Genomic DNA, 25,452 nt, shown 5'->3' with positions numbered 1-25,452 from the left:
CAGCCGGAAGATGGCTCTGGCCAATCGCAGATGGCGCGGATGACGGTCGAAGGTGGACAGGTCGACCGGTGCCTTGTAGCGCTTGCGGGCGATGGCCAGGGTGTGGCTGAACTCGCGCAGGCCTTGATCGCCGTGGCTGTGGCCCTGCCCGTATTCGCCGACGCCGCCGAACGGGAGCGCGGGAATGCCGGCGTAGGCCGACGAGGAATTGATGGTGACCACGCCCACCCGGAGCTGCTCGGCGAACTGCTCGATCTCGCGCACGTCCCTGGTGAACACCGAGACCGCGACGTCGGTGCCGACCGCGTTGATGCGCTGGGCGGCATCGTCCATGCCGGTCACCTTGTTCACGATCAGCACGGGACCGATGCCCTCGCCGGTGATCGCCGTGCTGTCCTCCGGGACCTCGGTGAGCACCACGGGCTCGATATAGGGTTCGCGAATCGAATCGAGGCCGCCCACCACGGCGCGGCCGCCGCGGGCGAGCGCGTCGCGAATCTGCTTGCGCACCACCTCGACCTGTGACTCCAGGATCATCGGGCCGTAGGACGCGCGCTTGTCCGCTCCGGGGCGCAGCTTGCTCGCCTGGGCGGCAACGAGCTCCAGGAACGGTTCGTAGACCGACTCGGCCACGTAGGCGCGCTGGATGCCGGTGGCGTTCTGTCCCGCGTTGGCCATCGCGCCGAAAACCGCTGCCTCCGCGGCATCGTCGAGCTTCGCGTCGACGTGCACCACCATGCTGCCCTTGCCGCTGCGTTCGACTACCACCGGCGTCATCGTCTGGGTGCACAGCGCGATCACCTCGCGCGCGCCGGATTCGGAACCGGCATAGGCGATCTTGTCCACCTTGGCCCGGCACAGCGCGTTGCCGGTGCCGGTGTCGCCGGTAACCACTTGCAGCACCGGCTGATTCGGCGCCAGCCTGGACCAGCTGTCGGCCAGCCAGACACCGACCCCGGTGGTCAGCTCGTGCGGTTTGAACACCACCGTGTTGCCCGCGGCCATCGCGTAGGCGATCGAACCCATGGGCGTGAACACCGGGTTGTGCCAGGGGCCCAGCACGCCGATCACGCCGAGCGGCAGATAGCCCACCGAGGCGCGCTGATTGCGGCTCAGCCAGCTGGACCCGAGCTTGTGCCTGCCGAGCGCGCGGCCGGCGTTGCGCGCCGCCCAGTCCAGGTTCTCGACCGCCAGCATCACCTCGATCGCCGCGTCCGCCTCCGGTTTTCCGGTTTCCTCGGACAGGATCTCGACCAATTCGCCTGCGCGGCGTGCGATATCGTGCTTCCAATCCAGCAGCCAGCGCTTGCGTCCGCTGAATCCCAGTTCGGCCCACCATTTTTCGGCCGAGCGCGCACCTCGTACCGTTCGGTTGATTTCACCCGCGCCCATGATGGCGTAGTTCCCGACGGTTTCGCCGGTGCGCGGGTCGTAGGACGTCAGCACGTTCGGTCGGCCCGATCCTCCCGGCTGCGCTGCCACCCGGGGCTGCGCGGACTCGGCCATGATCACCTCTCGCAGTATCGAAATCGGCGAACGGACCGGTTACCGGCGGCCGCCGCGGACGAGTGAGTGTTCCCCCGAATAGCAGACTATGGTCGCCGGGACGGACCGTAAAGGCTCCTTCGTCGCCACCGCGCTGCCCTTGACCACGTCCACCAGCGCCGATCCGCCCGACGCCGGACCGGGATCGGTAAATGTGAGTAAGGACACAATTAATTCGGGGTCCAGTTGGGTACTGCGCGGGTGGCCCGGCCGGAACCTCGCAGACCGGTAACATCACGCCCAGCGCTACGGATCACCATTCGGGACGTATACGCGCGCGCTCCGGCGACCGAGAATCGCCGCAATTGCCGATAGTGGAGAGTTGATGCCGAGCTTGAACCAAGCAGATCTGCGTGCGAATGAGCCAGCGGTCCGTGTGGCGGATGTCCGGAAGTCGTTCGGCGACGTGCACGCACTGCAGGGCGTCAGCTTCGTCGCCGAGCGGGCCTCGGTGCTCGGCATCCTCGGCCCGAACGGTGCGGGCAAGACGACGATGGTGAAGATCCTGTCCACCCTGCTGCGCCCCGACTCCGGCACCGCGGTGGTCGCCGGGCACGACGTGCAGAAGGACCCGGCTGGGGTGCGGCGCTCGATCATGATGACCGGCCAGTACGCCGCCCTCGACGAGAACCTGTCAGGCCGGGAGAACCTGGAGCTGTTCGGCAGGCTGATGGGACTGAGCAAGTCCGTCGCGCGCAAGCGAGCCGACACCCTGCTCGAGGAATTCGATCTGGTCGGCGCGGGCCGGCGTGCGGTGCGCCACTACTCCGGCGGTATGCGCCGCCGGGTGGACATCGCCTGCGGTCTGGTGGTGCGACCCGAGGTGGTGTTCCTCGACGAGCCGACCACCGGCCTCGATCCGCGCAGCCGCCAAGGCGTGTGGGATCTGGTCAACGCGCTCAAGGCACAGGGCATCACGGTGTTGCTCACCACGCAGTACCTCGAAGAAGCGGACGTGCTCAGCGACAACATCATCGTCATCGACAAGGGCACGGTGATCGCCGAGGGCACCGCCGACGAGCTCAAGGAGAAGACCGGCGGCAGCTACTGCGAGGTGGTTCCGCTGGACCCGACCAAACTGCAACTGACCGCGGACGCACTCGGCGACCTGGTGCCCGCAGCGGTACTGGCCGACCTCAACGGCAGCGACCGGCTCTCCATCCCGGCGCGCGACGGCGCGGCCACCCTCACCGAGGCGCTGCGCCGGCTGGACAGCGCGGGCATCCCGCTGGCGGATATCGCGTTGCGCAGGCCCTCGCTCGACGATGTCTTCCTGTCCATCACCGGCCACGCGGGCGGCAAGCCGTGAGCACTGCCACCGCCGCGGCGCCCGGCGCCGACGCGGCCATGCTGTTCGCGGACCTACCAGAGGCCAAGCTGTCCTCGTTCGCCCAGTGGCGCGCGCTGACCGGCCGCATCGTCCGGACCATGGCCACCAAAGGGGAACTGATCGTCGCGGTGGTGACGCCGCTGGTGTTCACCCTCGGCTTCTATCTGCCCCTGCGTTTCGTGATGAAGTTCCACGGCATCGACTACGCGCAGTACGTCATGCCGATCATCGTGTTGCAGACGATGGCGTTCACCATGATGTCGAACGCCCAGCTGTCCGCCTTCGAGGCGCTCACCGGCTTGAGCACCCGCATGCAGACCATGCCGATCGGCATGTTGGTCCCGCTGTCCGCGCGGATCGCGGCCGGTCTGGTGCGCTCGGTCACCTCGCTCGCCGCGGCGATCCTGTTCGGCTATCTGATCGGTTTCCGATTTGTCGCGGGCTTCGGCCAGGCCGCGCTGTTCTGCGCGTTCTCGCTGGCGGTCGGGACCACGCTGGCGCTCGGCGCGGACGCGCTCGGCAGCCTGACCAAGAGCCCGGAGTCGCTGAGCCAGGCCTTGACCCTGCCCACGTTGATCTTCGGCATGCTGTCCTGCGGGTTCGTCCCGGAAAACCAGTTCCCCGAATGGATTCGCGGGTTCGTGCGTAATCAGCCGGTTTCCCAGTTCTCCTTCGCCCTGCGCGACATGGCGGCCGACGGGGTGACCTGGCAGGTGTTGTGGGTGCCGTTGGTGTGGGTGAGCGGGCTCGCGCTGGTGTTCATCCCCTTGGCGATCTGGGCGAGTGTGAGGCGGTCATGACCAGTTCAGCGGAGGCGACCATGGCGCCGGCCGACCCCGAGCACCGCGCGTGGAACACGCCGTTGCCCGAGGTGACGGCGAAACCCGAGAGCGCGCTGGCCAATTGGGCCACGCACAGCCTGATCCAGTGCAAACGCCTGCTGCTGGTGTGGGCGCGCGACCCCGCGACCACGATCCAGACCCTGGTGTATCCGGCGTTGACGCTGTGGATGTTCCAGATCGTGCTCGGCCGCTCGATCACCGGCTACACCGGTCAGCCGAGCATCTACGCCCAGGTGTCGTTGCTGACGCTGGTCGCCGCCATGTCCGGCGCGGTCGTGAGTGCGCTGGGTTTCAAGGGCGAGAAGATGACCGGTCTGCTGGGCCGGTTCTGGACCATGCCGATCCACCGGGCCGCCGGGTTGACCGGGCGACTGCTGGCCGAAGCGGTGCGCGTGCTGGTCACGACGCTGTTCGTGATCGTGGTCGGCCTGCTGCTCGGGTTCCGCTTCCTCAACGGGCCGCTCGCGGGTCTCGCGCTGATCGGGATTCCGGTGCTGTTCGGCGTCGCGTTCGCGGTGCTCGTCACCGCGTTGGCGACCATCACCGAGGGGGTGATGCTGGTGAACGTCATCGGCATCATCAACACCCTGCTGATGTTCTTCAACACCGGTTTCGCGCCGGCCTTCGCCTATCCGAAGTGGTTGCAGGCCACGGTGCAGAACCAGCCGATGAGCTGTGCGATCGATGCGATGCGCGGGCTGTCCTACGGCGGACCGGTCGCCGAACCGTTGATGAAGACGCTGCTGTGGACCCTGGGCGTGATCGTGGTGTTCACCTACCCCGCGATCCGCGGCTACCGCCGGGCCGCCGAGACCGGCGCCTGATCGAAGTCGTAGCCGAGCCAGCGGTTGCGGTGGGTCCAGCCCACCAGGTCGTAGCGCCAGCGGAACGGCCAGGTGTGCGCGACGGTGTTGAACAGCACCGCGCCGAGCGCGGTGTAGTCGTCGTGCGCGGACAGCAGCGCGCGCTGTCCGCGCGGGGAGGCGCTGAAGAACGCGTCGAACATCGCGATGGACTGTTCGGTGGTCAACCGGCCGAGGCCGTACAGGCCGCGCATTCGCATCCAGTACACCAACCGCGCTCGGCGCGGCCATAGTTCGGCCACCGGGTCACGGCCCGCCTGCACGGCGGCGACCGCGGTGTCGACCAGGGCCAGCGAGTCGGCGACGCTGTAGCCGGTGCACGGGTGCATCATGCCGCCGCGCGAGCCGAACGGCACCGCGACGGCCGTGCCCCGCTTCGGCGGCGGCTGATCGAGCGGATAGTGCGCGGCCTCGTGCGGCTCGTCGCCGGTGAGCCGGATACCGTGCGCGGCAAGGCGATTGAGCGTGCGCCTGCGCAGTTCGTGCTGCGGCATGCCGCCGCGCAGGCCGAGGCTGGTCTCCTCGAAGATCACTGTGCCGTCACCGAGTGGCACCGCGTAGAGGAACGACGGCGGCTCGTCGGGTCCCGCGCCGTTCTCCGGCCGCCAGTCCAGCAGGAGTCCCTCCTGGTCGGCGACCATCGGCGCGGCCGTTTCCGCGGCGACGAAGATGCCGTGCGCGCTCGCGGCCCGGCGTTGCCCGAGGGTGGGCAGGCCACGGGTGTCGAAAACCGTTGCGGCGGTGATCGTGTTACCGCCGGCCAGCTCGACGCGATGCGCGTCGACCCTGGTGGCGCGGTCCGCGAGCACGGTGGCGTCGTCGAGGGGGAGCGCATCGCGCAATCCGGTCTTGGACAGCACGCAGTAGGGACGGTCGATCCGGCGTTCGGTCGTCGTCCAGACGGTCGGCGTCGGAATTCGGCTGGCGACGGCGCTCGACGGCAGCCACTGCGGTAGTTCGTCGACCCAGCAGGAGAAGGTGGGCGGCCAGAGCCGATCCGGGCGCGGATCTATGGCGGTCACACGCAGCCCGGCGCGCATCGCCCGATGCGCCAGTGCCCGGCCGGTCGGGCCGAGCCCGACCACGCAAACGTCGACATCTCCGACCGCGCTGACACCCATACAGGCATTCAATCCGTTGCGGCCGTACCGACGCAACTGCCCCCGCCCACCGGGGCCCCGGAATTCGGGTCTCGCGCTAAGTCGCCGACGTGAAATAAAGCGACTCGAAAATTGCATTCCGGACCTGCCCCCAGAATTGGTGTCCCAGCAACTCGAGGCGTGAAAGTGGTTGTGCCGCAAGCTAGCCTGGCTCAGGAGCACGGGCGGTTTCGTGTTCTGGAGAAGGGGAATCATGAGAGGCAGCTACGTCCGCTGGCTTGGTGTGCTCGCGGTCACGGTCGGAGCGGTCGCCACGGCGGTAATTCCGGGCCGAGCACAGGCGGAGCCCACGGAATCCTCGATTGTCGCGGTGCAGCAGCACGATGCGCGCAAGGCGACTTTGACAATTCACTCCGCGGCAATGGATCGCGATATCCAGGTCGATATGCAGCGCGCGTTCGACACCAGCGTGCCGCGGCCCGTGCTCTATCTGCTGCAGGGTGCGGGCGGTGGTGACGACGGCGTCACCTGGGCGACGGAAACCGATGTGATGGAGTTCCTTTCGCCGAAGAACGTCAACGTGGTCTCGCCGATCGGCGGGCAGTTCAGCTACTACGCGGACTGGGTGACCGACGACAAGCGGCTCGGCAAGCAGAAGTGGAAGACGTTCCTGACCCGGGAACTTCCACCGATCGCCGACCGGTACTTCGCGAGCAGCGGCCGCAACGCGCTGGCCGGCTTCTCCATGGCGGGCACCACCACACTCGCGCTCGCCGCGACCACCGGCGACCTCTACGCCAGCGTCGCCGCCTACAGCGGTTGCGCGCAGATCAGCGATCCGGTCGGCCAGCAGTTCGTCCATCTCACGGTCGAGACGTGGGGGTGGGCCACCATGGCGAATATGTATGGGCCGCCCGGAGATCCGCGGTGGGCGGCCAATGATCCGTACGTCCAGGCCGAAGGGTTGCGCGGGAAATCCATCTACATTTCCAGCGGCGGCGGCATTCCCGGAAAATACGACGAGCTGAACGGCAAGTATTCGTTGCCCGGTGTCGACGGTTTCGCGGCGCAACTCATCAAGGGCGGCGCCATCGAGGCGGCGACCAACTATTGCTCGCGCAATATGCAGACCCGCCTGAATTCGCTGGGTATTCCGGCGACTTATGACATCCGCCCGGACGGCACCCATTCCTGGGGCTATTGGGAAGAAGCGTTCAAGAACTCCTGGCCGACTCTGGCCGCTCCGTTGGGAATTTGACATGTGGTTTCGCAGACAGGCCGTGCGGATCGCCGGCCTGATGTTCACGGCTGCCTGCACGACGTTGCTCGCCGCTCCGGCCGCGACGGCCGCACCGCTGTTTCCCGCGGTCGGCGGGGCCAACGAGGCGGCCTGCCGGCCGTCGCAGGCCCGGCCGCAGCCGGTGGTGCTGGTGCACGGTTCCGGCACCGACGCGGTGCGCAGTTACGCGCTGCTCGCGCCGCTGCTGCGGTCAGAAGGGTATTGCGTGTACGCGGCGAACATCGGTGCCGCGCCCGCCCTGCGGGATGTGGTCAGCGGCCAAGCCGGTTCCAGCACAACGGGTATCGGGCCGGTCGGGGCCGCGGCCCTCGGTCGCACGATCTACGGCGTCGCCGATATCGACCGGATGGCGAACGAACTCGGCGATGTCGTGCAGGCCGTGCGCGCCGACACCGGCGCGCGTCAGGTCGCGCTGGTCGGCCACTCCACCGGCGGCACGGTGATCCGGCAATATCTGCGCACGCACGGGCCGGAGGCGGTCGAGCAGGTGGTGACCCTCGGCACGCCCTATCGGGGCTCGACCTGGGACGGGCTCCGGAAGAACTACCCCGATCTGGCCTCGATCGGCCTGGGCAACGCGCAGATCGCGGCCCAGGTCTTCGGAGCTCCGGGAACGCAGCAGGTGGTCGGGTCACCTCTGTTGAACCGGTTGAACGCGGGGGGCGAGACCGTGCCCGGTGTGCGGTACACGGCCATCGCCTCCCGCGCCGACTCCGTGATCACCCCGCAGGAGACCGCGCTGCTGGCCGCACCTGCCGGTGCCGACCGCAATATCTGGCTGCAGGACGGTTGCCCGACCGACCAGGCCGATCACGGTGGGATGCTGGCGGATTCCCGCGCGTCGGCCGCGGTGCTCGGCGCACTGGCCGACGACGGCCGGGCGCTGCCCTGCTGAGGCGGCGTGCGCGGCCGGATGTCGCCGCCGGTGCCGGAGCGGCCGGCTACTTCGGGGTGACCCAGGTGGTGATGTCCGCGTGCACGACCTCGAGACCGTGCTTGTCGTAGACCGACACCGGGACGGTCAGGTTCTGCCCCTGGGTGATCGTCGCGAAGTCGGGGATCTCCGCCAGCTTGGCCACGGCCCGCAGACCGGTCTCCGCCTTGGCCAGGTACTGCACGTTCATCGCCTTGGGGATCCAGCGATGCGTCGCGGGCACGGTCGCCTCGCTCAGCATGCCCATCGCGACCTCGGCCAGGTTGCACGCCGCGATGGCGTGGAAGGTGCCGAGATGGTTGTGGATGCCGAACCATTTGGGCGAGGTCACCTCGCACAGTCCGGGCTCGAGCCGCACCACGTTCGGCAGCACCGTGCCGAAGTACGGCACCCGCGCCACCATGCCCAGCGAGAACAGCGTGTGCCCGAGCCGATTGTCCGGCAGCTTCTTCCAGCCGCGGTAGGTCGCGGTCTCTTTCGTCATGCGCACATCTTACTGCGGAGTAAGTTCCGTCCGTCCAGTGTGCCGCAACTCACGCGCAAAATCGTGATACCGAACTTTTCGGGCAAGCGCCCAGCTTGCTAGGTTGTGACGTTGCGCAGAGCTGTCACGCAACTGGGGGCCAACACCATTTCTGTTGGTGTGCAGGTGAACTGGAGTTTTGAGTATGCGTATTCGTACTGTCGTCGCCGGTGTCGCCACCGCGCTCGGACTCGCCGTGCTCGGTGCGACCACTGCGGGTGAGGCGGCGGCGATCGTGCCGGAGTTCGATCCCGGCGCAGGCATCTACGGGGCCTTGGACCTCAACGGCGCGGAAACCGCCGCACTGCGGAACAGCCCCATTCCCGGCATGCTCGACGGGCTCTGGGTGGATCGCGGGCTGATCGACGCCGATCCGGCGTCGCAGCTGTCCGGCGCGCACACGGGCGAGGACATCGACGCGAACTTCTCCGACGTCGTCGCCGAGGCGGCCGCGCGCGGCGGCACGGTGAGCATCGGCATCGTCGATCCGGTGCGGTTCTATGACGGCAACATCTACCCGAGTCAGGTCAATCGGAACTTCCTCGTGGTGCAGTTCCTGTAGGGAGGCGCGTGCGTCGGCCGGACTCCGGCCGGTCCTCGATGCGGCGGTGCGTTGCGTACCGCCGTTTTCGCGTTTTACGCTGTTGACCGGGGATGGTCTGGTCCGAGTGCGCGCGTGGGGGGCCGGATTTGATGTCGCCGAGCGCGTCGGGCATACTGTTCGGGTTGCCTTGCACCGGGCCGTGCCTGTTTCCGAGCGAAACGAGATCGGCCGGGCGAGGCGAGTGAGCACTAAATCGTGTACCTCGCTGGGAGACCGGCGTGGGTACGTCCGGGACATTGTTCCAGGCCTGAGGTGAAGTTCGATCCGGGGCCGAGGAATGAGCGGAGGGGCGACACGCCCGACCGCGTGGACCGGAGAACCATGACAGATGAACAGCGGCGAGGATCGAGCATGCGTGCTTGATCGCGGTCTCACGTGAGACGTCTTCGTGTGTTCGGGCTGTGCAAATAGAGGGTGGTACGGAAGCCAGCTTCCGGATCACGAAGGTAAAAGCGGAGAAAAGGACACTTAGCGTGGCGGGACAGAAGATCCGCATCAGGCTCAAGGCCTACGACCACGAGGCGATCGACGCGTCAGCACGCAAGATCGTGGAGACGGTGACCCGTACCGGGGCCCGCGTCGTCGGCCCGGTGCCGTTGCCGACCGAGAAGAACGTGTACTGCGTCATCCGTTCGCCGCACAAGTACAAGGACTCGCGCGAGCACTTCGAGATGCGTACGCACAAGCGGCTGATCGACATCCTCGACCCGACGCCGAAGACGGTCGACGCGCTGATGCGCATCGACCTGCCGGCCAGCGTCGACGTCAACATTCAGTGACGGGGACTCGAGATATGACTGACAACAAGAACAGGCCTGCGGCGGGCATCCTGGGCACCAAGCTCGGCATGACCCAGGTGTTCGACGAGAAGAACCGCGTCGTTCCCGTGACCGTGATCAAGGCCGGACCGAACGTTATTACCCAGATCCGCACCGTGGAGCGCGACGGCTACAGCGCCGTCCAGGTCGCTTTCGGCGCAATCGACCCGCGCAAGGTGAACAAGCCGGTCTCCGGCCAGTTCGCCAAGGCCGGTGTCACCCCGCGCCGCCACGTCGCCGAGATCCGCGTCGCCGACGCGTCCACCTTCGAGGTCGGCCAGGAGATCAACGCCGACGTGTTCGAAGAGGGCACCTACGTCGACGTCACCGGTACCAGCAAGGGCAAGGGCTTCGCCGGCACCATGAAGCGGCACGGCTTCGCCGGTCAGGGCGCCTCGCACGGTGCGCAGGCCGTGCACCGTCGCCCGGGTTCCATCGGTGGTTGCGCCACCCCCGGCCGCGTGTTCAAGGGCATGCGTATGTCGGGTCGGATGGGTAACGACCGTGTCACCACCCAGAACCTCTCGGTTCACAAGGTGGATGTCGAGAACGGCCTGCTGCTGATCAAGGGCGCCGTCCCTGGTCGTCGCGGCAACGTCGTCGTCGTCAAGAGCGCCGTGAAGGGTGGTGCGCACGCATGACCAGCCTCGAGAAGAAGGCCAACCTCACGCTGCCGGTGAAAGAACCGGGCGGCAAGACCAACGGCACCGTCGACCTCCCCGCGGAGATCTTCGACGTGACCGCCAACATCGCCCTGATGCATCAGGTCGTCACCGCGCAGCTGGCCGCGGCCCGGCAGGGCACGCACTCGACCAAGACGCGCGGCGAGGTGTCCGGTGGTGGCAAGAAGCCGTACCGCCAGAAGGGCACCGGTCGCGCCCGTCAGGGTTCGACCCGCGCACCGCAGTTCACCGGCGGTGGCACCGTGCACGGCCCGCAGCCGCGCGACTACAGCCAGCGCACCCCGAAGAAGATGAAGGCCGCCGCCCTGCGTGGTGCCCTCTCCGATCGGGCGCGCAACGAACGTATCCACGTGGTCACCGAACTGGTTGCGGGGCAGACCCCGTCGACCAAGACCGCCAAGAGCTTCCTGGCCGAGCTGTCGGACCGCAAGAAGTTCCTGGTCGTCGTCGGCCGCGAGGACCTGGCCGCGTGGAAGAGCGTGGCGAACCTGGAGCACGTGCAGCCCATCGCACCGGACCAGCTCAACACCTACGACGTGCTCTACAGCGACGAAGTGGTGTTCAGCGTCGAGGCTCTGAACGCCTTCGTGCACGGCCCGGCCGAGGCAGCACAGGAGGAGAGCAAGTGACCACGATCGCCGACCCCCGCGACATCCTGCTGGCGCCGGTCATCTCCGAGAAGTCCTACGGACTGATCGAGGAAGGCACTTACACCTTCCTGGTGCACCCGGACTCCAACAAGACGCAGATCAAGATCGCCGTCGAGAAGGTCTTCGGTGTCAAGGTCACCAGCGTCAACACCGCCAACCGTCAGGGCAAGCGCAAGCGGACCCGCTTCGGTTACGGCAAGCGCAAGGACACCAAGCGCGCGCTCGTGACCATCTCGGCCGACAGCAAGCCCATCGAGATCTTCGGAGGCCCGGTCGCGTAAGCGGACGGGAATCCAGAAAGCAGAGAAGAACTCATGGCAATTCGTAAGTACAAGCCGACAACCCCGGGTCGCCGCGGGTCGTCCGTTTCGGACTTCGCTGAGATCACTCGGTCGACCCCCGAGAAGTCGCTCATCCGTCCGCTGCACAGCAAGGGTGGCCGTAATGCGCACGGTCGCATCACCACTCGGCACCGCGGTGGTGGCCACAAGCGTGCCTACCGTCTGATCGACTTCCGTCGGCTGGACAAGGACGGCATCCCGGCCAAGGTCGCGCACATCGAGTACGACCCCAACCGCACCGCGAACATCGCGCTGCTCCACTACGTGGACGGCGAGAAGCGCTACATCATCGCGCCCAAGGGCGTGGTGCAGGGCACCCCGATCGAGTCCGGCCCCACGGCCGACATCAAGCCGGGCAACAACCTGCCGCTGCGCAACATCCCGACCGGTACCACGATCCACAACGTGGAACTGCGTCCGGGCGGTGGCGCGAAGATGGCCCGTTCGGCCGGATCCAGCATCCAGCTGCTCGGTAAGGAAGGCACCTACGCCACGCTGCGTATGCCCTCCGGTGAAATCCGCCGCGTCGACGTGCGCTGCCGCGCCACCGTCGGCGAGGTCGGCAACGCCGAGCAGTCGAACATCAACTGGGGCAAGGCCGGCCGTATGCGCTGGAAGGGTCGTCGCCCCACGGTCCGTGGTGTCGTCATGAACCCGGTCGACCACCCGCACGGTGGTGGTGAAGGCAAGACCTCCGGTGGTCGCCACCCGGTCTCGCCGTGGGGTCAGCCGGAAGGCCGCACCCGCAAGCCCAACCGCCCGAGCGACAAGCTCATCGTCCGCCGCCGCAAGTCCGGCAAGAACAAGCGCTGAAGGAGGAGGTAAGAAATGCCACGCAGCCTCAAGAAGGGCCCGTTCGTCGACGACCACCTCCTCGCGAAGGTGGACGTGCAGAACGAAAAGGGCACGAAGCAGGTCATCAAGACCTGGTCGCGTCGTTCGACCATCATCCCCGATTTCATCGGCCACACCTTCGCCGTCCACGACGGTCGCAAGCACGTGCCGGTGTTCATCTCGGACAACATGGTCGGGCACAAGCTCGGTGAGTTCGCGCCGACCAGGACGTTCAAGAGCCACGTCAAGGAAGACCGGAAGAGCAAGCGGCGATGACGACTGAGACTCAGAACCCGACCGCCCGCGCGACGGCGAAGCATGTTCGCGTAACCCCGATGAAGGCACGCCGTGTCGTGGACCTGGTCCGCGGCAAGCGCGTCGAGGACGCCCTGGCGATCCTGAAGTTCGCGCCGCAGGCCGCGAGCGAGCCGGTCGCCAAGGTCGTCGCCAGTGCCGCGGCCAACGCCGAGAACAACCTCGGCCTCAACCCGTCGACCCTGGTGATCTCGACTGCCTACGTCGACGAAGGCGCGACCATGAAGCGGTTCCAGCCGCGTGCCCAGGGCCGTGCGTTCCGTATTCGCAAGCGCACCAGCCACATCACCATCGAGGTCGAGAGCATCCCCGCCGCCGGTGGAGCAGCAACTCGTAACCGCCGGAAGGGAGGGGCAAAGTAAATGGGACAGAAAATCAACCCCCATGGCTTCCGCCTCGGTATCACCACCGACTGGAAGTCGCGTTGGTACGCGGACAAGCAGTACGCGGACTACGTGAAGGAAGATGTCGCCATCCGCAAGCTCCTCGCCACCGGCATGGAGCGGGCGGGCATCTCCAAGGTGGAGATCGAGCGCACCCGTGACCGGGTTCGCGTCGACATCCACACCGCTCGTCCGGGCATCGTCATCGGCCGCCGTGGCGCCGAGGCCGATCGCATCCGCGCCGAGCTGGAGAAGCTCACCAAGAAGCAGGTGCAGCTGAACATCCTCGAGGTCAAGAACCCCGAGTCGGATGCGCAGCTGGTTGCTCAGGCCGTGGCCGAGCAGCTGTCGAACCGTGTGGCGTTCCGTCGCGCGATGCGCAAGGCCATCCAGTCGGCCATGCGTTCGCCGAACGTCAAGGGCATCCGCGTGCAGTGCTCGGGCCGCCTCGGTGGCGCCGAAATGTCGCGCTCGGAGTTCTACCGCGAGGGTCGGGTGCCGCTGCACACGCTGCGCGCCGACATCGACTACGGCCTCTACGAGGCCAAGACCACCTTCGGTCGCATCGGCGTGAAGGTCTGGATCTACAAGGGCGACATCGTCGGTGGCAAGCGTGAGCTGGCTGCCGCGAGCGCGCCGGCCGGTGGCGATCGCGATCGTCCGCGCCGTGAGCGTCCGTCTCGCCCGCGTCGCTCCGGTTCCGCCGGTACCACGGCGACCAGCACCGAGGCCGGACGCGCCGCCACCGCGGTGGCCGACGCACCGGCAGAGACACAGGAGGGCTGACGCAATGCTGATGCCTCGCAAGGTCAAGCACCGCAAGCAGCATCACCCGAGTCGTTCCGGCATGGCCAAGGGCGGCACCTCGGTGGCGTTCGGTGAGTTCGGCATCCAGGCGCTGGAGCCGGCCTACGTGACCAACCGGCAGATCGAGTCGGCGCGTATCGCGATGACCCGCCACATCAAGCGTGGCGGCAAGATCTGGATCAACATCTACCCGGATCGCCCGCTGACCAAGAAGCCTGCCGAAACCCGCATGGGTTCCGGTAAGGGTTCGCCGGAGTGGTGGATCGCGAACGTCAAGCCCGGTCGCGTGATGTTCGAAATGTCTTACCCCAACGAGGAGATCGCTCGCGAGGCCCTGCGCCGCGCGATGCACAAGCTCCCGATGAAGTGCAGGATCGTGACCAGGGAGGAGCAGTTCTGATGGCTACTGAAACACCGGCCGCAGAGCTCCGCGAGCTCACCGAAGAAGAGTTGGTGCAGAAGCTGCGCGACTCCAAGGAAGAGCTGTTCAACCTGCGCTTCCAGATGGCGACGGGTCAGCTGGACAACAACCGTCGGCTGCGCGTGGTCCGTCACGAGATCGCGCGCATCTACACGGTCATGCGCGAGCGCGAGCTCGGTCTGGCCACCGGACCCGCTGACAAGGGAGACGCGGCATGAGCGAGCAGAAAGTGGAAGAGCGCAACAGCCGCAAGGTTCGTACCGGCTACGTTGTCTCGGACAAGATGAACAAGACGATTGTCGTCGAGCTGGAAGACCGTAACCGGCACCCGCTCTACGGCAAGATCATTCGCACCACCTCCAAGGTGAAGGCGCATGACGAGAACGAGATCGCCGGCATCGGCGACCGCGTCCAGCTGATGGAGACCCGACCCCTGTCGGCCACCAAGCGCTGGCGTCTGGTCGAGGTGCTGGAGAAGGCCAAGTAAGCCTCCTCGGTCCGAATGTCGAAGGCCCGCTTCCCGTTTCGGGAGGCGGGCCTTTGTCGTAGCCGCTGTGTCGCGCGCGGTCCGGAATCCACGTGATTCTCACGTGCTCCACGTGATATCCTGTGGCATGTCCAAAAGGAACCTGACCATCCAGCTGGATGAAGAGGTGATCGCGCAGGCAAAGCTGGTCGCTGCCCATCGGGGCACTTCCATCAGCGCGCTGCTCGCGCAGCAGGTGCGCGAGCTCGTCCGGGATGTCGATCGCTACGAGTATGCGAAAACGCTTGCGTTGCAAGCCATGGCGGAGGCGACAGGGCATGGCGGGAAGATCACCTGGAGTCGTGATGAGCTGTATGACCGGGGGGAGAGCAGGTACTCGTGACGGACCTCGGGCGCACCTTCATCGATACCAATATCCTCGTCTATGCGCACGATACGGATGCCGGCCGAAATCATCGGATTGCGCAGACCATCCTGGAGAGCCTGTGGAGCCGTAAAACCGGCGCACTCAGTACCCAGGTACTTCAGGAGTTCTACAGCATTGCCACTCGTAAGCTGACGCCGCGGATGAGTCAGGCGAAGGCCCGTGGCATAGTCGCTTTGTACGGCGAATGGTGCGCCCTCGATATGGATCCGCTAATCGTCGTGAACGCTTCGTTCCTCCAGGAGGCGCACACCGTGTCCTGGTGGGACGCGTTGATCGTCGAGGCCGCCGTGCAGTCCGGCGCGAAGTACCTGCTGTCGGAAGATCTGCAGCACGGGCGGAAGTTCGCGGACTTGGAAGTGCGCAACCCGTTCGTCGATCTGCCGAAATAGGTTGGTTCGTCACGGAGTTCACGCCGACTCGAGTTGTCGCCGAATGTGAAATCTGCATGCCGTACTCAGCCTGTGACATGCCGACGTTCTGCGGGATGTCCGTCGTGCCTTGTACTGTCGGATTGTGTTGCGGCAAGCCGGGGCTTCGCGTGCCGGAGCTCGCGCAGTCGGTCGATGCGGAGGTGTGACCAGTGGAATCCACGCGGGAAGCAGGACAGCCCAACGACCGGATGTTGCTGCGCAAGCACCTGTTGAAAGCCAAGATCGCCGGGGAGGTCGCGACACCGCGCGAAGGAAACCTGGCGCACTACCGCAGGATGGTCGACAAAGACCCGGCCTACCAATTCGGACTGGCGCTGAAGGATTGGTCGTTCACCGAAACACTGGCGATGATGGCGCAACTGTGCGGCGTCAACCCGGATCCGCGGCATCGGCACGGGCAGGACACCATCGATCCCGAACTCACCCTCGACGCGCTCGACGCGATGGGCACCCGCATCGGCCGTGCCGCCGAACGCCAGGAAACGGTGCTGCTCGCGACCGGGCATCCGGGAACGCTCATGGGTGTCTATCGCGCGGTCGAGGATGCGTTGCGCGCCAACGGATGTACGGTCCTGACCCCGGCCGCCGGCTGGTCGTACCGGATCGCGACGCCCAACGGCGCGGCCCGTCGCGAAATCGTCTACACATCACGGGTGGCCGCGCTCGGCACCAATGGCTATCTGAAACACACGCACGACCCGCAGCCGATGCAGGCGATGCTGCACGAACTCGCCGACGGAGCGGGCTGGCCCGACCTCGTCGTGGCCGACCACGGCTGGGCCGGGGCGGCCGGCGAAGCCGGTATCGACACCGTCGGCTTCGCCGACTCGAACGACCCCGCGCTCTTCGCCGGGCACGCCGAAGGCAAGATCGCCGTCACCGTCCCGTTGGACGACGGTGTTTTCCCCGAGTACTACGAACCGCTGACCACCTACCTGCTCGACCGCGCGGGGCTGGCCTCCTGAGGCGTTCGCGCGCCGGAGAACGCCGAGGCCGGGCATGCTCATGAGCGTGAGAACCGGTTTGCCTCGGGCGATTTGACACGTCCTGCACTGCCACCGAGCCGCCAATTCGCTGTTCGGCCAAGGCGTCGTCGACTGGCGTGCCAGTTGCCCGCAGCTCGTTCCCGTGGGTGGCAGAATTCATGGGATAAATCGGTAGCGGTGGGTGCCCGGGGCGTGCCAAGCTCGGTCGGTGCGGGCGTATCGGGTGGTTTTGGCGAGCGCGGCGGTGCGCAATGTTCTCCTGCTCGGATCCCTTGTGCGTATCCCATTTTTCGCGGGCGCCGTGCTGCTCGCGTTGCATGTGGTGCAGACGCTGGACGGGTCCTACGCTCAGGCCGGCGCGCTGAGCACGGTTGTCACCGTGTGCATCGCGCTCAGCGGACCCTGGCGCGGCCGCCTGCTGGATCGGTTCGGGTTGCGGCGCACCATCCTGCCGTCCATCGTGGTCGAGGCGGTGTGTTGGTCGATCGCGCCGTTCGTCGACTATGTGCCGTTGTTGATTCTGGCCGCGATCGCCGGATTGTTCAGTGTCCCGATCTTTTCGGTGGTCCGGCAGGCGGTGATCGCCGCGACCACCGAGCAGAACCGGCAGCCCGCGCTCGCGTTGGAAGCGGTGTCGGTGGAGGCCGCCTTCATGGTCGGCCCCATCATCGGCGTCGCCGCTGCGGGCATCTGGTCGACGACGATCGTATTGTTCTGTGCGCAAATGGGTCTCGTGCTCGCCGGCGTGCTGCTGTGGATCATGAATCCACCGCTGCGCTCGGCCGACCCCGCCGCCGATGCGCCCGCGATACCGCGCCGTAGCTGGTTCCGGGTCGAGTTCGTCGCGCTGTGTGTCGGCGCGAGCGTTGCCATTGCGGTACTCGCCGCGACCGAGCTGACCTTCGTTTCCGCGATGCGCGAGTTCGACGCGCAACAGTGGCTCGGCATCGTCCTGGCCATCTGGGGTTTCGGATCGATCATCGGCGGGCTGGTCTACGGCGCCCTGCACCGCGCGATCTCCACCTACCTGCTCCTGTTCGGCTTGGGCGTGGTCACCCTGCCGATGGCCTTCGTCGTCGGCCCGATCTCCCTCGCCATCACCGGTCTCATCGCGGGCGTGTTCTGCGCGCCGACCATCACTGCCTCGCTCGACCAGGTCAGCCGCATCGTCCCTGAGGGCGGCCGGGGCGAAGCCATCGGCTGGCACGGCGCCGCCCTCACCCTCGGCAACGGCATCGGCAGCTCACTCGCCGGCCTGGCCATCGACGCCGGCGGCTTCTCCGCCGGTTTCGCCGCCGCCGCACTCCTCGGCACCGCCCTCGGCGCCGGCCTGGCCCTCCTCGTCCGCCTCATGAACCGCCGCAACCCCAACCCGGCAAACCGTCCCACGCCGGTCAGCGAAATCGCATCCTGAATCTCGACACGGTTGCTACGTAATCAGCCCAGGTCGCCGATCCACTGAATCATGAGCAGATGGACCTCGCGGCGTTGTTTTACGACAAGGTAGGTCGCGAGTCCTTCGTGGTGCACCCCGAACGGCAGCGTTCGTACCGGTGCATCGGGATTCGCGCGGTTGACCGAATCGCCGCTCCACGGGCTGACTTCGAGGGTGACTCGCAGCTCCGCGAATGATGCGAGGGCGGGTATCGGGAGGGCTGCGATTTGTTGAGCTACGTCAGGGTCGTTCTCAACTCTGTACACCTACATGCCGGCTTTGGCGCGGGTGACTTCTAGCGGTTCGTCTTCGGGGATCGCGGCACCCGTGATCAGCTCGGCCGCTTTACGCACGACGTTGCGATAGCTTTCGCGGTCGCTCTGCAGAAGTGCGGTGCGCCGCCAGTGTTCGAGGGTGCGGAAGAGTTCGGTCAGATCGAGGCTTTTCCGGGCAGCGACAAGAGCCTGCTCGTACGCGCTGTCGAACTCCGCGCGGTCGGTGGCCAGTAGTGCCGAGCGAATGTCCTGGGGCGACGCGCCGGGGCGCAGCGGGTGTCCACTGCTCGGCTGTTCGTCGTAGGCATACGTGGCAGTCATGCCACTAACGATAGCCGGACGTCGATGGCGATCGCGGGGTTGCGACTCTCCAGAGCTGTGGGTTTGGTGGGTTTGGTTTGGGTCTTGCGTTATACGTATACATCTACTTATAGTAGGTCGGACGGTGGGGGAGGGTGCTGGACCGTCTCGGGTTGTAGGAGGTGGGGGTCGGGGTGGCTGGTGCGTCGTGGATGGAACTATGCGCGCATGCGCATCAACGAATGGAGTTGATCATGGTTGAGGAATCGCAGCAGGTGGAGGTGGTCGACTTCCGGAAGGAGTCGGCGGAACTGCCTGAGGTCGTACTGCCGGTCGGTCCCGGCGGGACGCGCAAGCAGCGGTTTCACGGGCGCAAGCTCGGTGAGGCGAAGCAGTTCAGCAAAACCGGTGTGGAGCTGGTTCGGCTCTATGCGACCCGGAAAGGCAAGTACGTCGTGCATCGGCAGGCGGCCGATTGGACCGACCTGTCGCTGATGAGCGATTGGGTGCAGGAACTCAAGAAGACCAATTGGCGCGGTCTGGATCTCGAACGGTGCACCTGGAGCGATTACGCGCTCGACATCGTGGACACCGTCGAGGAACTGCGAGATCTGGTCCCGCCCAAGATTTTCCGCACGCTCGACGCGGTGAACGAACATCCCCCTATCGAGGATCTCGACATCTGAGCCACGGCTCGGATACCGAAAGGAACTGTCCCCCATGTTTGCTCGACTCGGGCGCCTGGTTGTTCACCATCCGTGGAAGGTGATCGGCCTCTGGCTGCTCATCATCGTCGGCGTGGTCGCGGCGGCACCGCAACTGAAGTCCACCACCGACCAATCCGCGTTTCTGCCTTCGCATTACGAGTCCATTCAGGCGATGGAGATGCAGCAGAAGGCCTTTCCACAGAGTGCGGCCCCCGCGGCGATCATCGTGTTCGAGCGCGCCGACGAGGCGCCGCTGAGCGAGGGCGACGCGGCCTCGGTCGCGGCGATCGGCGCAAAGCTCACGGCGGCGAATATCAAGGATGTCACCGGATTACAGGTGGTCCCGCCGTCGGAGAACAAGCTCATCCAGATCATCGCGGTGCAGATGACCAAGGTGACCAGCGCAGGCGACACCACGCAGAGCGACGCGGTCAAGGCATTGCGCACGGCGCTGCAGGACCAGGTGCGCGGTAGCGACCTGAAGGCGGGCATCACCGGCCAAGCGGCGCAGATGCTCGACCAGACGGAGTCGAGTGAGAAGGGTATGGCGATCATCGGCATCGCCACGATCGTCTTGATCCTGGTGCTGTTGCTGATCATCTTCCGCAGCCCGGTCATCGCGCTGCTGCCGATCATCACCATCGGCGCGGTCTCCAGCCTGGTGAACGGCCTGATCGCCATGGTGGCCAAGGCTTTCGATCTGCAAGTGGACAGCTCGGTCACCGCCATCCTGCTCGTCGTGCTGTATGGCGTGGGCACCGATTACATCCTGTTCCTGATGTTCCGGTACCGGGAACGGCTGCGAGCGGGGGAGGATCCCAAGACCGCGATGGTGAGCGCGGTGACCCGCGTCGGCGAGGCGATCACGTCCGCGGCGGGCGCGGTGATCATCGCCTTCATGGCGCTGACGCTGTCCACCCTCGGCATGTTCCGGGCGCTCGGTCCGGCGCTGGCGATCGCGGTCGCGGTGGCCCTGCTCGCCGGTCTGACGCTGATTCCCGCGGTTGTTTCGCTGTTGGGCACCAAGGTGTTCTGGCCGTCGAAGGCCTGGCAGGCCGAGCCGAAGGGGGCGCGCTTCGCCGCGATCGGCGCGGCGCTGGGGCGGCGTCCCGCCGCGTTCGCGCTGGCCTCAGGTGGTCTGCTCGTCGCGCTCGGCATTCTCGCCGTCGGATTCAACCCGACCTTCGACCTGACCTCCGGCTCGACGTCGGATGCCTCCGAATCGGTGGTCTACAACAAGGAATTGCTCAAGGGCATGCCCGCCGGCGCGACGCAGCCTTCGGATGTTCTGCTCCGCTCCGATGGCGCTTTGACGGTCGAGCAGCTCACGACCTTCCGCTCGGCGCTGACCGAGGTGCCCGGCGTCGGACAGGTGGGCGAGCCGCGGTTGTCCCAGGACAAGGCGATCGCCGAGTTCCAGGTAACCCTTACTGCCGCACCGGAATCGGACGCCGCGCTGGAAACTGTCGAGGGCCCGCTGCGTGATGCGGCGCACGCGGCGGCTCCGGCGGGCACGACGGCGGCCGTCGGCGGACTGACCGCGGTCTTCGTCGACTTCCAGGACGCGATGAATCGGGACTATCTGATCGTGTTCCCGGTGGCGGCGATCCTGATCATGATCGTGCTCGGTCTGCTGCTGCGCAGCTTGGTCGCACCGTGGTACTTGATGGCCTCGGTGTTCCTCGGCTTCGCCGCGACGCTCGGCGCCGCGGTGCTGGTGTTCCAGCACATCCAGGGGAACTCCGGGCTGATCTTCACGTTGCCGTTGATCATGTATCTGTTCGTGGTCGCGCTCGGCACCGACTACAACATCCTGATGGTCGCCCGATTGCGGGAGGAAGCGCGCGAAGGCCATGACCCGAAACAGGCTGCGGCACTGAGCCTGCGGCACACCGGGCCGACGGTCGCGGCGGCTGGTGTGATCCTGGCAGGCACATTCGCCTCGATGATGCTCGCGGGCAACAACGTGCTCTCGCAGATGGGCTTCGCCATCTCGGTCGGCATCGGCATCGCCGCGTTCGTGATGGCGATGTTCTTCACGCCGGCGCTGACGGCGCTGCTCGGGCACCGGGCCTGGTGGCCGGGGCACGGGGACGAGCGGCCCAGCGGTGCGGACCCCGCCACCGGGAGCGGGGAACGGCCGGACGTCAGGCGCGATCCCGCTCCGGCGGGCAGTGGCTGGTCCAACGTCGGCGAGCGACGGCAGTAGCCCGAAATGACAAGGGCCGCCCTCTGGTTGATCCGGGGGGCGGCCTTCGTCGTTCAGTCGCGAGAGCCTGCCGCCAGTTTCGCGAGCGTGTCGCGGAGCAGGCCGGGGGCCAGCCCGCGATGCTTGCCGGACAACCGCTGCCAGACGGTCGCGGCGAGCGGGCGGTCGTATCGGATGACCGTCAGCAGCGTGACCTGCTGTTTCTCGACTTTGATCACGAGCTGCCCGACGAGCATCCACGAGTGCGCTTCGAGTCGGATCCAGTCGTCCCCGTGCCCCACGATCCGCCATCCGGCGATATGCGTGGACGAGCGCCGCCACGCGAGCCGCATGCCGAGCAGCACACGCCAGATGAATTGTCCGCCAAGGCCCGCGACGTCTTCGAAGGCCGCACGCGCCCACTGATCCGGGGTCCACTTCGGGCCGGCGTCGGTGCTCAGGGTGAAGGCGTCGGAGTAGTCGGCGTCGGCGAGGGTGCCGAGCGCGCGCAATGATGCGGGAATGTCCTGGAGTTCGCGCACGGCGGGCTCGAACTCGCTTGCGGGCGCGTCCTTCCGGTCGCCGGTCGGGACGGTGGTGGACTGATTCGGCACGGCAGGCTCCTTCGACTGCGAACGCCGTTTCCGGCGTCGGATCGACCTGGTCGGCGCGTGCGACGATCCGTTCGATCCATCTATACGGTTGCGTATAGATGGAGGCTAGCGCGTGTTATACGGTGCCGTATAGATGGTGTGACCGAGGTATCGCGAGGGGAATGCACACGCACCCCTTCTCGTGTCCGCGCACCCACGCCGGCAAGCGGTCTCGGGTGCGGGAAGGCAGAAGGGGTGCGGGAAGTACCGGCTAACCGCTGATCGCGTACGGCCTGCGGACCTTCATGGCCGCCTCGACGGCGCGATCGACGGCGGCGCGGGACACGCCGACCTCGTTCGCGATGCCCGGTGTCGCCCAGGCCTCGTCGGCGAGACGCAGGATCTCCGCGAGCTGCGCGGCGGGCAGGTCAGACATGCGGCGACGCACGATCTCGTGCGCTATCACCGCGATCTCGTTGTCCTCGTCGAACTCGTCTTCGTCCTCGTCGTCGAGCATCTCGGGTTCCGGCTCGATCGGGGCGCGGGCGACGATGCTGCTCGGTTCGACGCGAGCGCGCGGCCGGGACGGCTCGGCGGGTTCCTCGAAAACCAGCTGCTCGATCTCGGCCTCCGCCCGAGCGCCGTTGGGCGCAGCGGACTTTCGGCGAGCGGCCGGTTTGGGGGCGGGTTCACCCGAGATCGCCTGGGCGACCGTGTCGGCAATGGTTGCGGCGGCCTTCCTGATGGGGTCCCCAGGGTGAGGCTCTTCGGGATCGTCGCCGCGCGGCGTTTCGGTGCTGGGCTCGTTCACCGGCGGGACCGCGGTGCCGGGACCGGTCTGTTCGCGAGCCACCTCGTGCATCGGGAACAGCGCAATGGCATGCCCGTTCGTCCCATTGGTCAGCGGCCGACCGTTGGCCGCGCCGGTCCGCCCGTTGACGGCATGACCGTTCGTCACGGCGTGGCCGTTGGTCCGGGGCTGCTGCACTGTGTCGTTCTGCTCAGCTGAGACAGGCTGTGCGCCGACGCCGTTGATCGGTGGCGTGGCCTGTACCGGTCGTGTTTCAGCGGGCCGGATGTACCCGTTCACCGACGTGACGGCCTGCCCGTTACCGGTGTGCTGATTCGGTTCGGGCGTGTGCGGCATGTCGTGCCCGTTCATCTCCCGTGCACCAGACGCATTCGGCTCAGTCGCAGGGATCGCATCGAGGTCGCCGGTCGAGGAAGTCCGCGACTCCAGGTGATGCTGCGTCGGGAACGTGGGCGCTGCCTGGCGATCCTCGGGAATCGCCTGCCCCGCATAGCCATTGGCCGTCGCGCCGTGCGGCCCGAAGTGGGGATCCAGTCGTTGGCCGTTGGTCCCGGGCAACGCGTGTCCATTTGTCGCCGAGCCTGCTGGCCCTGCGGAAGCCGACAGGGGCCGCCTGCTGCCGCTCGAAAGTTCGGGCACCACATGTCCGTTGGTCACCGGGGCCGCGGAGGCAGGTACTCCGTGCCCCGCTGGAGATGCACTCGCATCGTCGGGCGAAGTGCCTCGTGTCGACCGCTCGTGATCGGAGGTCGCCTCGAACGCGAACCGTCGCGGCTGCCCGTCATCGCCCAGGCTCGCGTGCTCTCGATCCCCATTGAGGGCCGTGGCAGGGTGCTCCACCGGCTGGTCGGTCCCGTGCACCGTCCGCCCGGCACCCCCCGCGGCAGCCGACCCGGTCGACGGCGGCAACGGGTGCCCGCCGGCCGAGGAAAGCCCATGCATCGCGGTGCCATTGGTGCCCGCGCTGGACGAAAGACCCTGGACTGCGCGGCCATTGGTGAGCGGGCCGGTGGGTCCGTGCGCCTGCCCGTTGACCACGGACACGGTGTGACCAGCGGCCGCACGCAACGAATGCCCATTGGCCGACGATGCCGCCGACTCGGCCGAGTGTGTCGGCTCGTGACCGTTGACGCCGGTAAGCCCCTGCGCCGCACGACCGTTGGCGGCCGAATCGGTCGCCGTGGTGGCGTGACCGCGGGCCGGCTGGGCGGGGCCGGCATGGCGATCGGCCGCTGCTTCGAGAGGGATGGATGCCGTCGACAGCTGGTAGTCGTCGGAAAGCCCTGGAGCGGCGTGGCTGTCGGCTACCGCGAGTCCCTGTGCTGCACGGCCATCGGTCGCCGAACCGAGAGGCCCGGATGCCGCCGACAGCTCGTCGGAAACTCCGGTGAGGGCGTGGCCGTTCGGCACCGCGACCCCCTGCGCCGCATGGCCATTGATGGTCGAGCGGAGGGCGGAGACGTCCCCGCTCGAGTGGCTGCCGACCGTGCCGGCATGCTCGTCGGCGCTCGAAACCCCCTGCGTCGCGCGAATGTCGGTCGTCTGACCGGCGGCTGTGGACGGATGCCGCAGTTGGTCGCCGTCGACGGACGGAACGGCGGCCCGATCGGCCGGGGTGAGCCCGCTGCTCAACTGTCCACCGTTGGCTTCCCGGGTGGGCAACCAGGCGAGGTCGTCGGGGGCATCGAGGGTGAAGCCGCGTTCGGCCGGCCGGCGCACCATGCCGGGCTCGTGATCCACCACGGCCGCGCCGTCGATGAGTAGTGCGTAGCGGGCGGAAACCCAGGCGTGCAACCAGATCACGACGCCGACCATCACGGGTGCGATCGCGTATTCCGCGGCTTGCCCGTAGGAGCCCGATGCCAGATGTGGTCCCGCGTTGAGTGCGATGGTGGTGCCGAGCAAGGCGGTTTCGAAGAACACCACTTTGCCGCGGGCGAGTTCGCGTCCCCAGCGGGCGGCGGTGGTGGCGGCCACCATGATGGTGATGATCGGGATCGAGATCATCGCCTCGATGCCGTAGCTCAGCCAGTATAGCGGGTCGGACATGTCGCCGCTCGGCACCAGGTTGTGCTGTACGTTCACGCCGGCCCACACCATGCCGAGCACGACCACCGCGATCAGTGCACGGGATGACCATTCGGCCCGCCGGTACAACTGCGCGAGCCGGGCATCTTGGCTGGACACTCGCCGTCGCGCGGCCAGTGCGCGCCGATGCCACCGTGCGTCGTCTTCATCGGATCGGCGAATGCGGGCCGCGGTGCGCCGGTCGCGCTTTTCGGCCGCCAGTTCCGCTTCGACGGCGCGCTTGCGCTGTTTGCGCCGTTGCGCGCGAACCCATTCCGCGAGTTCGCGTTCTGCCACGATCTCGTCTTCGGACAACACGTCGAACAGGGCGGCATCGTGTTGCAGTGGCAATTTTCCGCGGGCGGTTTCGACCCGCTGCGCCAACGCGGCGATTTCGGAACTGCCGGTCGATTGTTCGTCGCGCATCGCGAGCCTTCCCGGAGCAGATCGTG

The 25,452-nt window shown here is 66.9% G+C and carries 29 protein-coding genes; 23 read left to right on the top strand and 6 right to left on the bottom strand.

From position 1 onward, the window contains the following. A partial coding sequence (locus tag NBRGI_RS02405) for an aldehyde dehydrogenase family protein (RefSeq protein ID WP_063726217.1) occupies positions 1–1,506 on the bottom strand: 1,506 nt, incomplete at its 3' end. A 364-nt stretch (positions 1,507–1,870) separates the two neighbouring features. Here NBRGI_RS02405 and NBRGI_RS02400 point away from each other — a divergent pair. From NBRGI_RS02400 to NBRGI_RS02390, 3 genes are read left to right on the top strand one after another with little or no spacing between them, the layout of a single operon-like run. Continuing rightward, positions 1,871–2,854 carry a daunorubicin/doxorubicin resistance ABC transporter ATP-binding protein DrrA gene (locus tag NBRGI_RS02400; RefSeq protein WP_029892594.1) on the top strand — a complete coding sequence of 328 codons (984 nt, stop codon included), beginning with the start codon at positions 1,871–1,873 and terminating at the stop codon, positions 2,852–2,854. Positions 2,855–2,892: 38 nt separating this feature from the next. After that, positions 2,893–3,675 carry an ABC transporter permease gene (locus NBRGI_RS02395; protein ID WP_148310650.1) on the top strand — a complete coding sequence of 261 codons (783 nt, stop codon included), beginning with the start codon at positions 2,893–2,895 and terminating at the stop codon, positions 3,673–3,675. Then, complete coding sequence (locus NBRGI_RS02390) at positions 3,672–4,541, top strand: ABC transporter permease (protein WP_029892592.1); 870 nt, start codon at positions 3,672–3,674, stop codon at positions 4,539–4,541. The genes NBRGI_RS02395 and NBRGI_RS02390 overlap by 4 nt, the downstream gene beginning before the upstream one ends. Here the strand turns inward: NBRGI_RS02390 and NBRGI_RS02385 are convergent. Beyond that, a complete protein-coding gene (locus NBRGI_RS02385) occupies positions 4,511–5,701 on the bottom strand; it encodes a lycopene cyclase family protein (RefSeq protein WP_029892591.1) in 1,191 nt (396 codons plus the stop codon). The two genes, NBRGI_RS02390 and NBRGI_RS02385, sit on opposite strands and share 31 nt — an antisense overlap. A gap of 232 nt (positions 5,702–5,933) precedes the next feature. On the opposite strand from NBRGI_RS02385, the gene NBRGI_RS02380 reads away from it, so the two are divergent. Further along, a complete protein-coding gene (locus NBRGI_RS02380; RefSeq protein ID WP_029892590.1) occupies positions 5,934–6,938 on the top strand; it encodes an alpha/beta hydrolase in 1,005 nt (334 codons plus the stop codon). Position 6,939: 1 nt separating this feature from the next. Continuing rightward, positions 6,940–7,875 (top strand): esterase/lipase family protein, encoded by a 936-nt coding sequence (locus NBRGI_RS02375; RefSeq protein WP_029892589.1) that lies wholly within the window; start codon positions 6,940–6,942, stop codon positions 7,873–7,875. A gap of 46 nt (positions 7,876–7,921) precedes the next feature. On the opposite strand, the gene NBRGI_RS02370 is transcribed toward NBRGI_RS02375, so the two are convergent. Beyond that, complete coding sequence (locus NBRGI_RS02370) at positions 7,922–8,398, bottom strand: hotdog fold domain-containing protein (RefSeq protein ID WP_029892588.1); 477 nt, start codon at positions 8,396–8,398, stop codon at positions 7,922–7,924. A 184-nt stretch (positions 8,399–8,582) separates the two neighbouring features. Between NBRGI_RS02370 and NBRGI_RS02365 the strand changes: the two genes are divergently transcribed. From NBRGI_RS02365 to NBRGI_RS02290, 16 genes are all read left to right on the top strand, one after another. Beyond that, complete coding sequence (locus tag NBRGI_RS02365; protein WP_029892587.1) at positions 8,583–8,999, top strand: hypothetical protein; 417 nt, start codon at positions 8,583–8,585, stop codon at positions 8,997–8,999. Between the two features lie 515 nt (positions 9,000–9,514). Then, positions 9,515–9,820, top strand: coding sequence for a 30S ribosomal protein S10 (rpsJ, locus tag NBRGI_RS02360; RefSeq protein ID WP_003938093.1), 306 nt, complete (start codon positions 9,515–9,517; stop codon positions 9,818–9,820). 14 nt (positions 9,821–9,834) lie between these two features. Further along, positions 9,835–10,500 carry a 50S ribosomal protein L3 gene (gene rplC / locus NBRGI_RS02355; RefSeq protein ID WP_014981655.1) on the top strand — a complete coding sequence of 222 codons (666 nt, stop codon included), beginning with the start codon at positions 9,835–9,837 and terminating at the stop codon, positions 10,498–10,500. Continuing rightward, on the top strand, positions 10,497–11,171 hold the full coding sequence (rplD, locus tag NBRGI_RS02350) for a 50S ribosomal protein L4 (RefSeq protein WP_029892586.1): 675 nt from the start codon (positions 10,497–10,499) through the stop codon (positions 11,169–11,171). Before rplC ends, rplD begins: the two co-directional genes overlap by 4 nt. After that, positions 11,168–11,473 carry a 50S ribosomal protein L23 gene (gene rplW, locus NBRGI_RS02345; RefSeq protein ID WP_014981657.1) on the top strand — a complete coding sequence of 102 codons (306 nt, stop codon included), beginning with the start codon at positions 11,168–11,170 and terminating at the stop codon, positions 11,471–11,473. The genes rplD and rplW overlap by 4 nt, the downstream gene beginning before the upstream one ends. Before the next feature lie 33 nt (positions 11,474–11,506). Beyond that, on the top strand, positions 11,507–12,346 hold the full coding sequence (gene rplB / locus NBRGI_RS02340) for a 50S ribosomal protein L2 (RefSeq protein WP_014981658.1): 840 nt from the start codon (positions 11,507–11,509) through the stop codon (positions 12,344–12,346). Between the two features lie 15 nt (positions 12,347–12,361). After that, a complete protein-coding gene (rpsS, locus tag NBRGI_RS02335; protein ID WP_014981659.1) occupies positions 12,362–12,643 on the top strand; it encodes a 30S ribosomal protein S19 in 282 nt (93 codons plus the stop codon). Continuing rightward, entirely contained in the window at positions 12,640–13,044 is a 405-nt protein-coding gene (gene rplV, locus NBRGI_RS02330; RefSeq protein ID WP_029892585.1) for a 50S ribosomal protein L22, read from the top strand. Before rpsS ends, rplV begins: the two co-directional genes overlap by 4 nt. After that, on the top strand, positions 13,045–13,851 hold the full coding sequence (gene rpsC / locus NBRGI_RS02325; protein WP_029892584.1) for a 30S ribosomal protein S3: 807 nt from the start codon (positions 13,045–13,047) through the stop codon (positions 13,849–13,851). Positions 13,852–13,855: 4 nt separating this feature from the next. Beyond that, positions 13,856–14,272 (top strand): 50S ribosomal protein L16, encoded by a 417-nt coding sequence (gene rplP / locus NBRGI_RS02320; RefSeq protein WP_014981662.1) that lies wholly within the window; start codon positions 13,856–13,858, stop codon positions 14,270–14,272. Continuing rightward, positions 14,272–14,511: a 50S ribosomal protein L29 gene (gene rpmC, locus NBRGI_RS02315; protein ID WP_014981663.1), complete on the top strand. Its 240-nt coding sequence runs from the start codon at positions 14,272–14,274 to the stop codon at positions 14,509–14,511. The genes rplP and rpmC overlap by 1 nt, the downstream gene beginning before the upstream one ends. Further along, positions 14,508–14,780 (top strand): 30S ribosomal protein S17, encoded by a 273-nt coding sequence (gene rpsQ, locus NBRGI_RS02310; RefSeq protein WP_029892583.1) that lies wholly within the window; start codon positions 14,508–14,510, stop codon positions 14,778–14,780. The genes rpmC and rpsQ overlap by 4 nt, the downstream gene beginning before the upstream one ends. Before the next feature lie 127 nt (positions 14,781–14,907). Beyond that, the gene (locus tag NBRGI_RS02305; RefSeq protein WP_029892582.1) at positions 14,908–15,162 is read left to right on the top strand and encodes a DUF6364 family protein; all 255 of its coding nucleotides are present in this window, start codon (positions 14,908–14,910) and stop codon (positions 15,160–15,162) included. Next, positions 15,159–15,596, top strand: coding sequence for a PIN domain-containing protein (locus NBRGI_RS02300; RefSeq protein ID WP_029892581.1), 438 nt, complete (start codon positions 15,159–15,161; stop codon positions 15,594–15,596). The genes NBRGI_RS02305 and NBRGI_RS02300 overlap by 4 nt, the downstream gene beginning before the upstream one ends. A gap of 191 nt (positions 15,597–15,787) precedes the next feature. After that, positions 15,788–16,603, top strand: coding sequence for a phosphatase (locus NBRGI_RS02295; RefSeq protein ID WP_200882107.1), 816 nt, complete (start codon positions 15,788–15,790; stop codon positions 16,601–16,603). A gap of 295 nt (positions 16,604–16,898) precedes the next feature. Next, on the top strand, positions 16,899–18,038 hold the full coding sequence (locus NBRGI_RS02290) for an MFS transporter (RefSeq protein ID WP_235210827.1): 1,140 nt from the start codon (positions 16,899–16,901) through the stop codon (positions 18,036–18,038). A gap of 287 nt (positions 18,039–18,325) precedes the next feature. Here the strand turns inward: NBRGI_RS02290 and NBRGI_RS02280 are convergent, their stop codons facing one another. After that, the gene (locus tag NBRGI_RS02280; protein WP_029892578.1) at positions 18,326–18,655 is read right to left on the bottom strand and encodes a DUF6247 family protein; all 330 of its coding nucleotides are present in this window, start codon (positions 18,653–18,655) and stop codon (positions 18,326–18,328) included. Between the two features lie 233 nt (positions 18,656–18,888). On the opposite strand from NBRGI_RS02280, the gene NBRGI_RS02275 reads away from it, so the two are divergent. Beyond that, positions 18,889–19,320, top strand: coding sequence for an EXLDI protein (locus tag NBRGI_RS02275; protein ID WP_158439747.1), 432 nt, complete (start codon positions 18,889–18,891; stop codon positions 19,318–19,320). 34 nt (positions 19,321–19,354) lie between these two features. Then, positions 19,355–21,550, top strand: a complete 2,196-nt coding sequence (locus NBRGI_RS02270; protein WP_029892576.1) for an MMPL family transporter — start codon at positions 19,355–19,357, stop codon at positions 21,548–21,550. Positions 21,551–21,603: 53 nt separating this feature from the next. Here the strand turns inward: NBRGI_RS02270 and NBRGI_RS02265 are convergent, their stop codons facing one another. Continuing rightward, a complete protein-coding gene (locus NBRGI_RS02265) occupies positions 21,604–22,143 on the bottom strand; it encodes a hypothetical protein (RefSeq protein WP_036557093.1) in 540 nt (179 codons plus the stop codon). Between the two features lie 250 nt (positions 22,144–22,393). Further along, positions 22,394–25,426, bottom strand: a complete 3,033-nt coding sequence (locus NBRGI_RS44875; RefSeq protein WP_051727435.1) for a hypothetical protein — start codon at positions 25,424–25,426, stop codon at positions 22,394–22,396. Between the last annotated feature and the right edge of the window lie 26 nt (positions 25,427–25,452).

This window comes from Nocardia brasiliensis IFM 10847, assembly GCF_000710915.1.
Taxonomy (GTDB): domain Bacteria; phylum Actinomycetota; class Actinomycetes; order Mycobacteriales; family Mycobacteriaceae; genus Nocardia; species Nocardia brasiliensis_A.
Note: the sequence above shows the minus strand (reverse complement) of the source record. Positions and strands in the feature narration are given on the sequence as shown.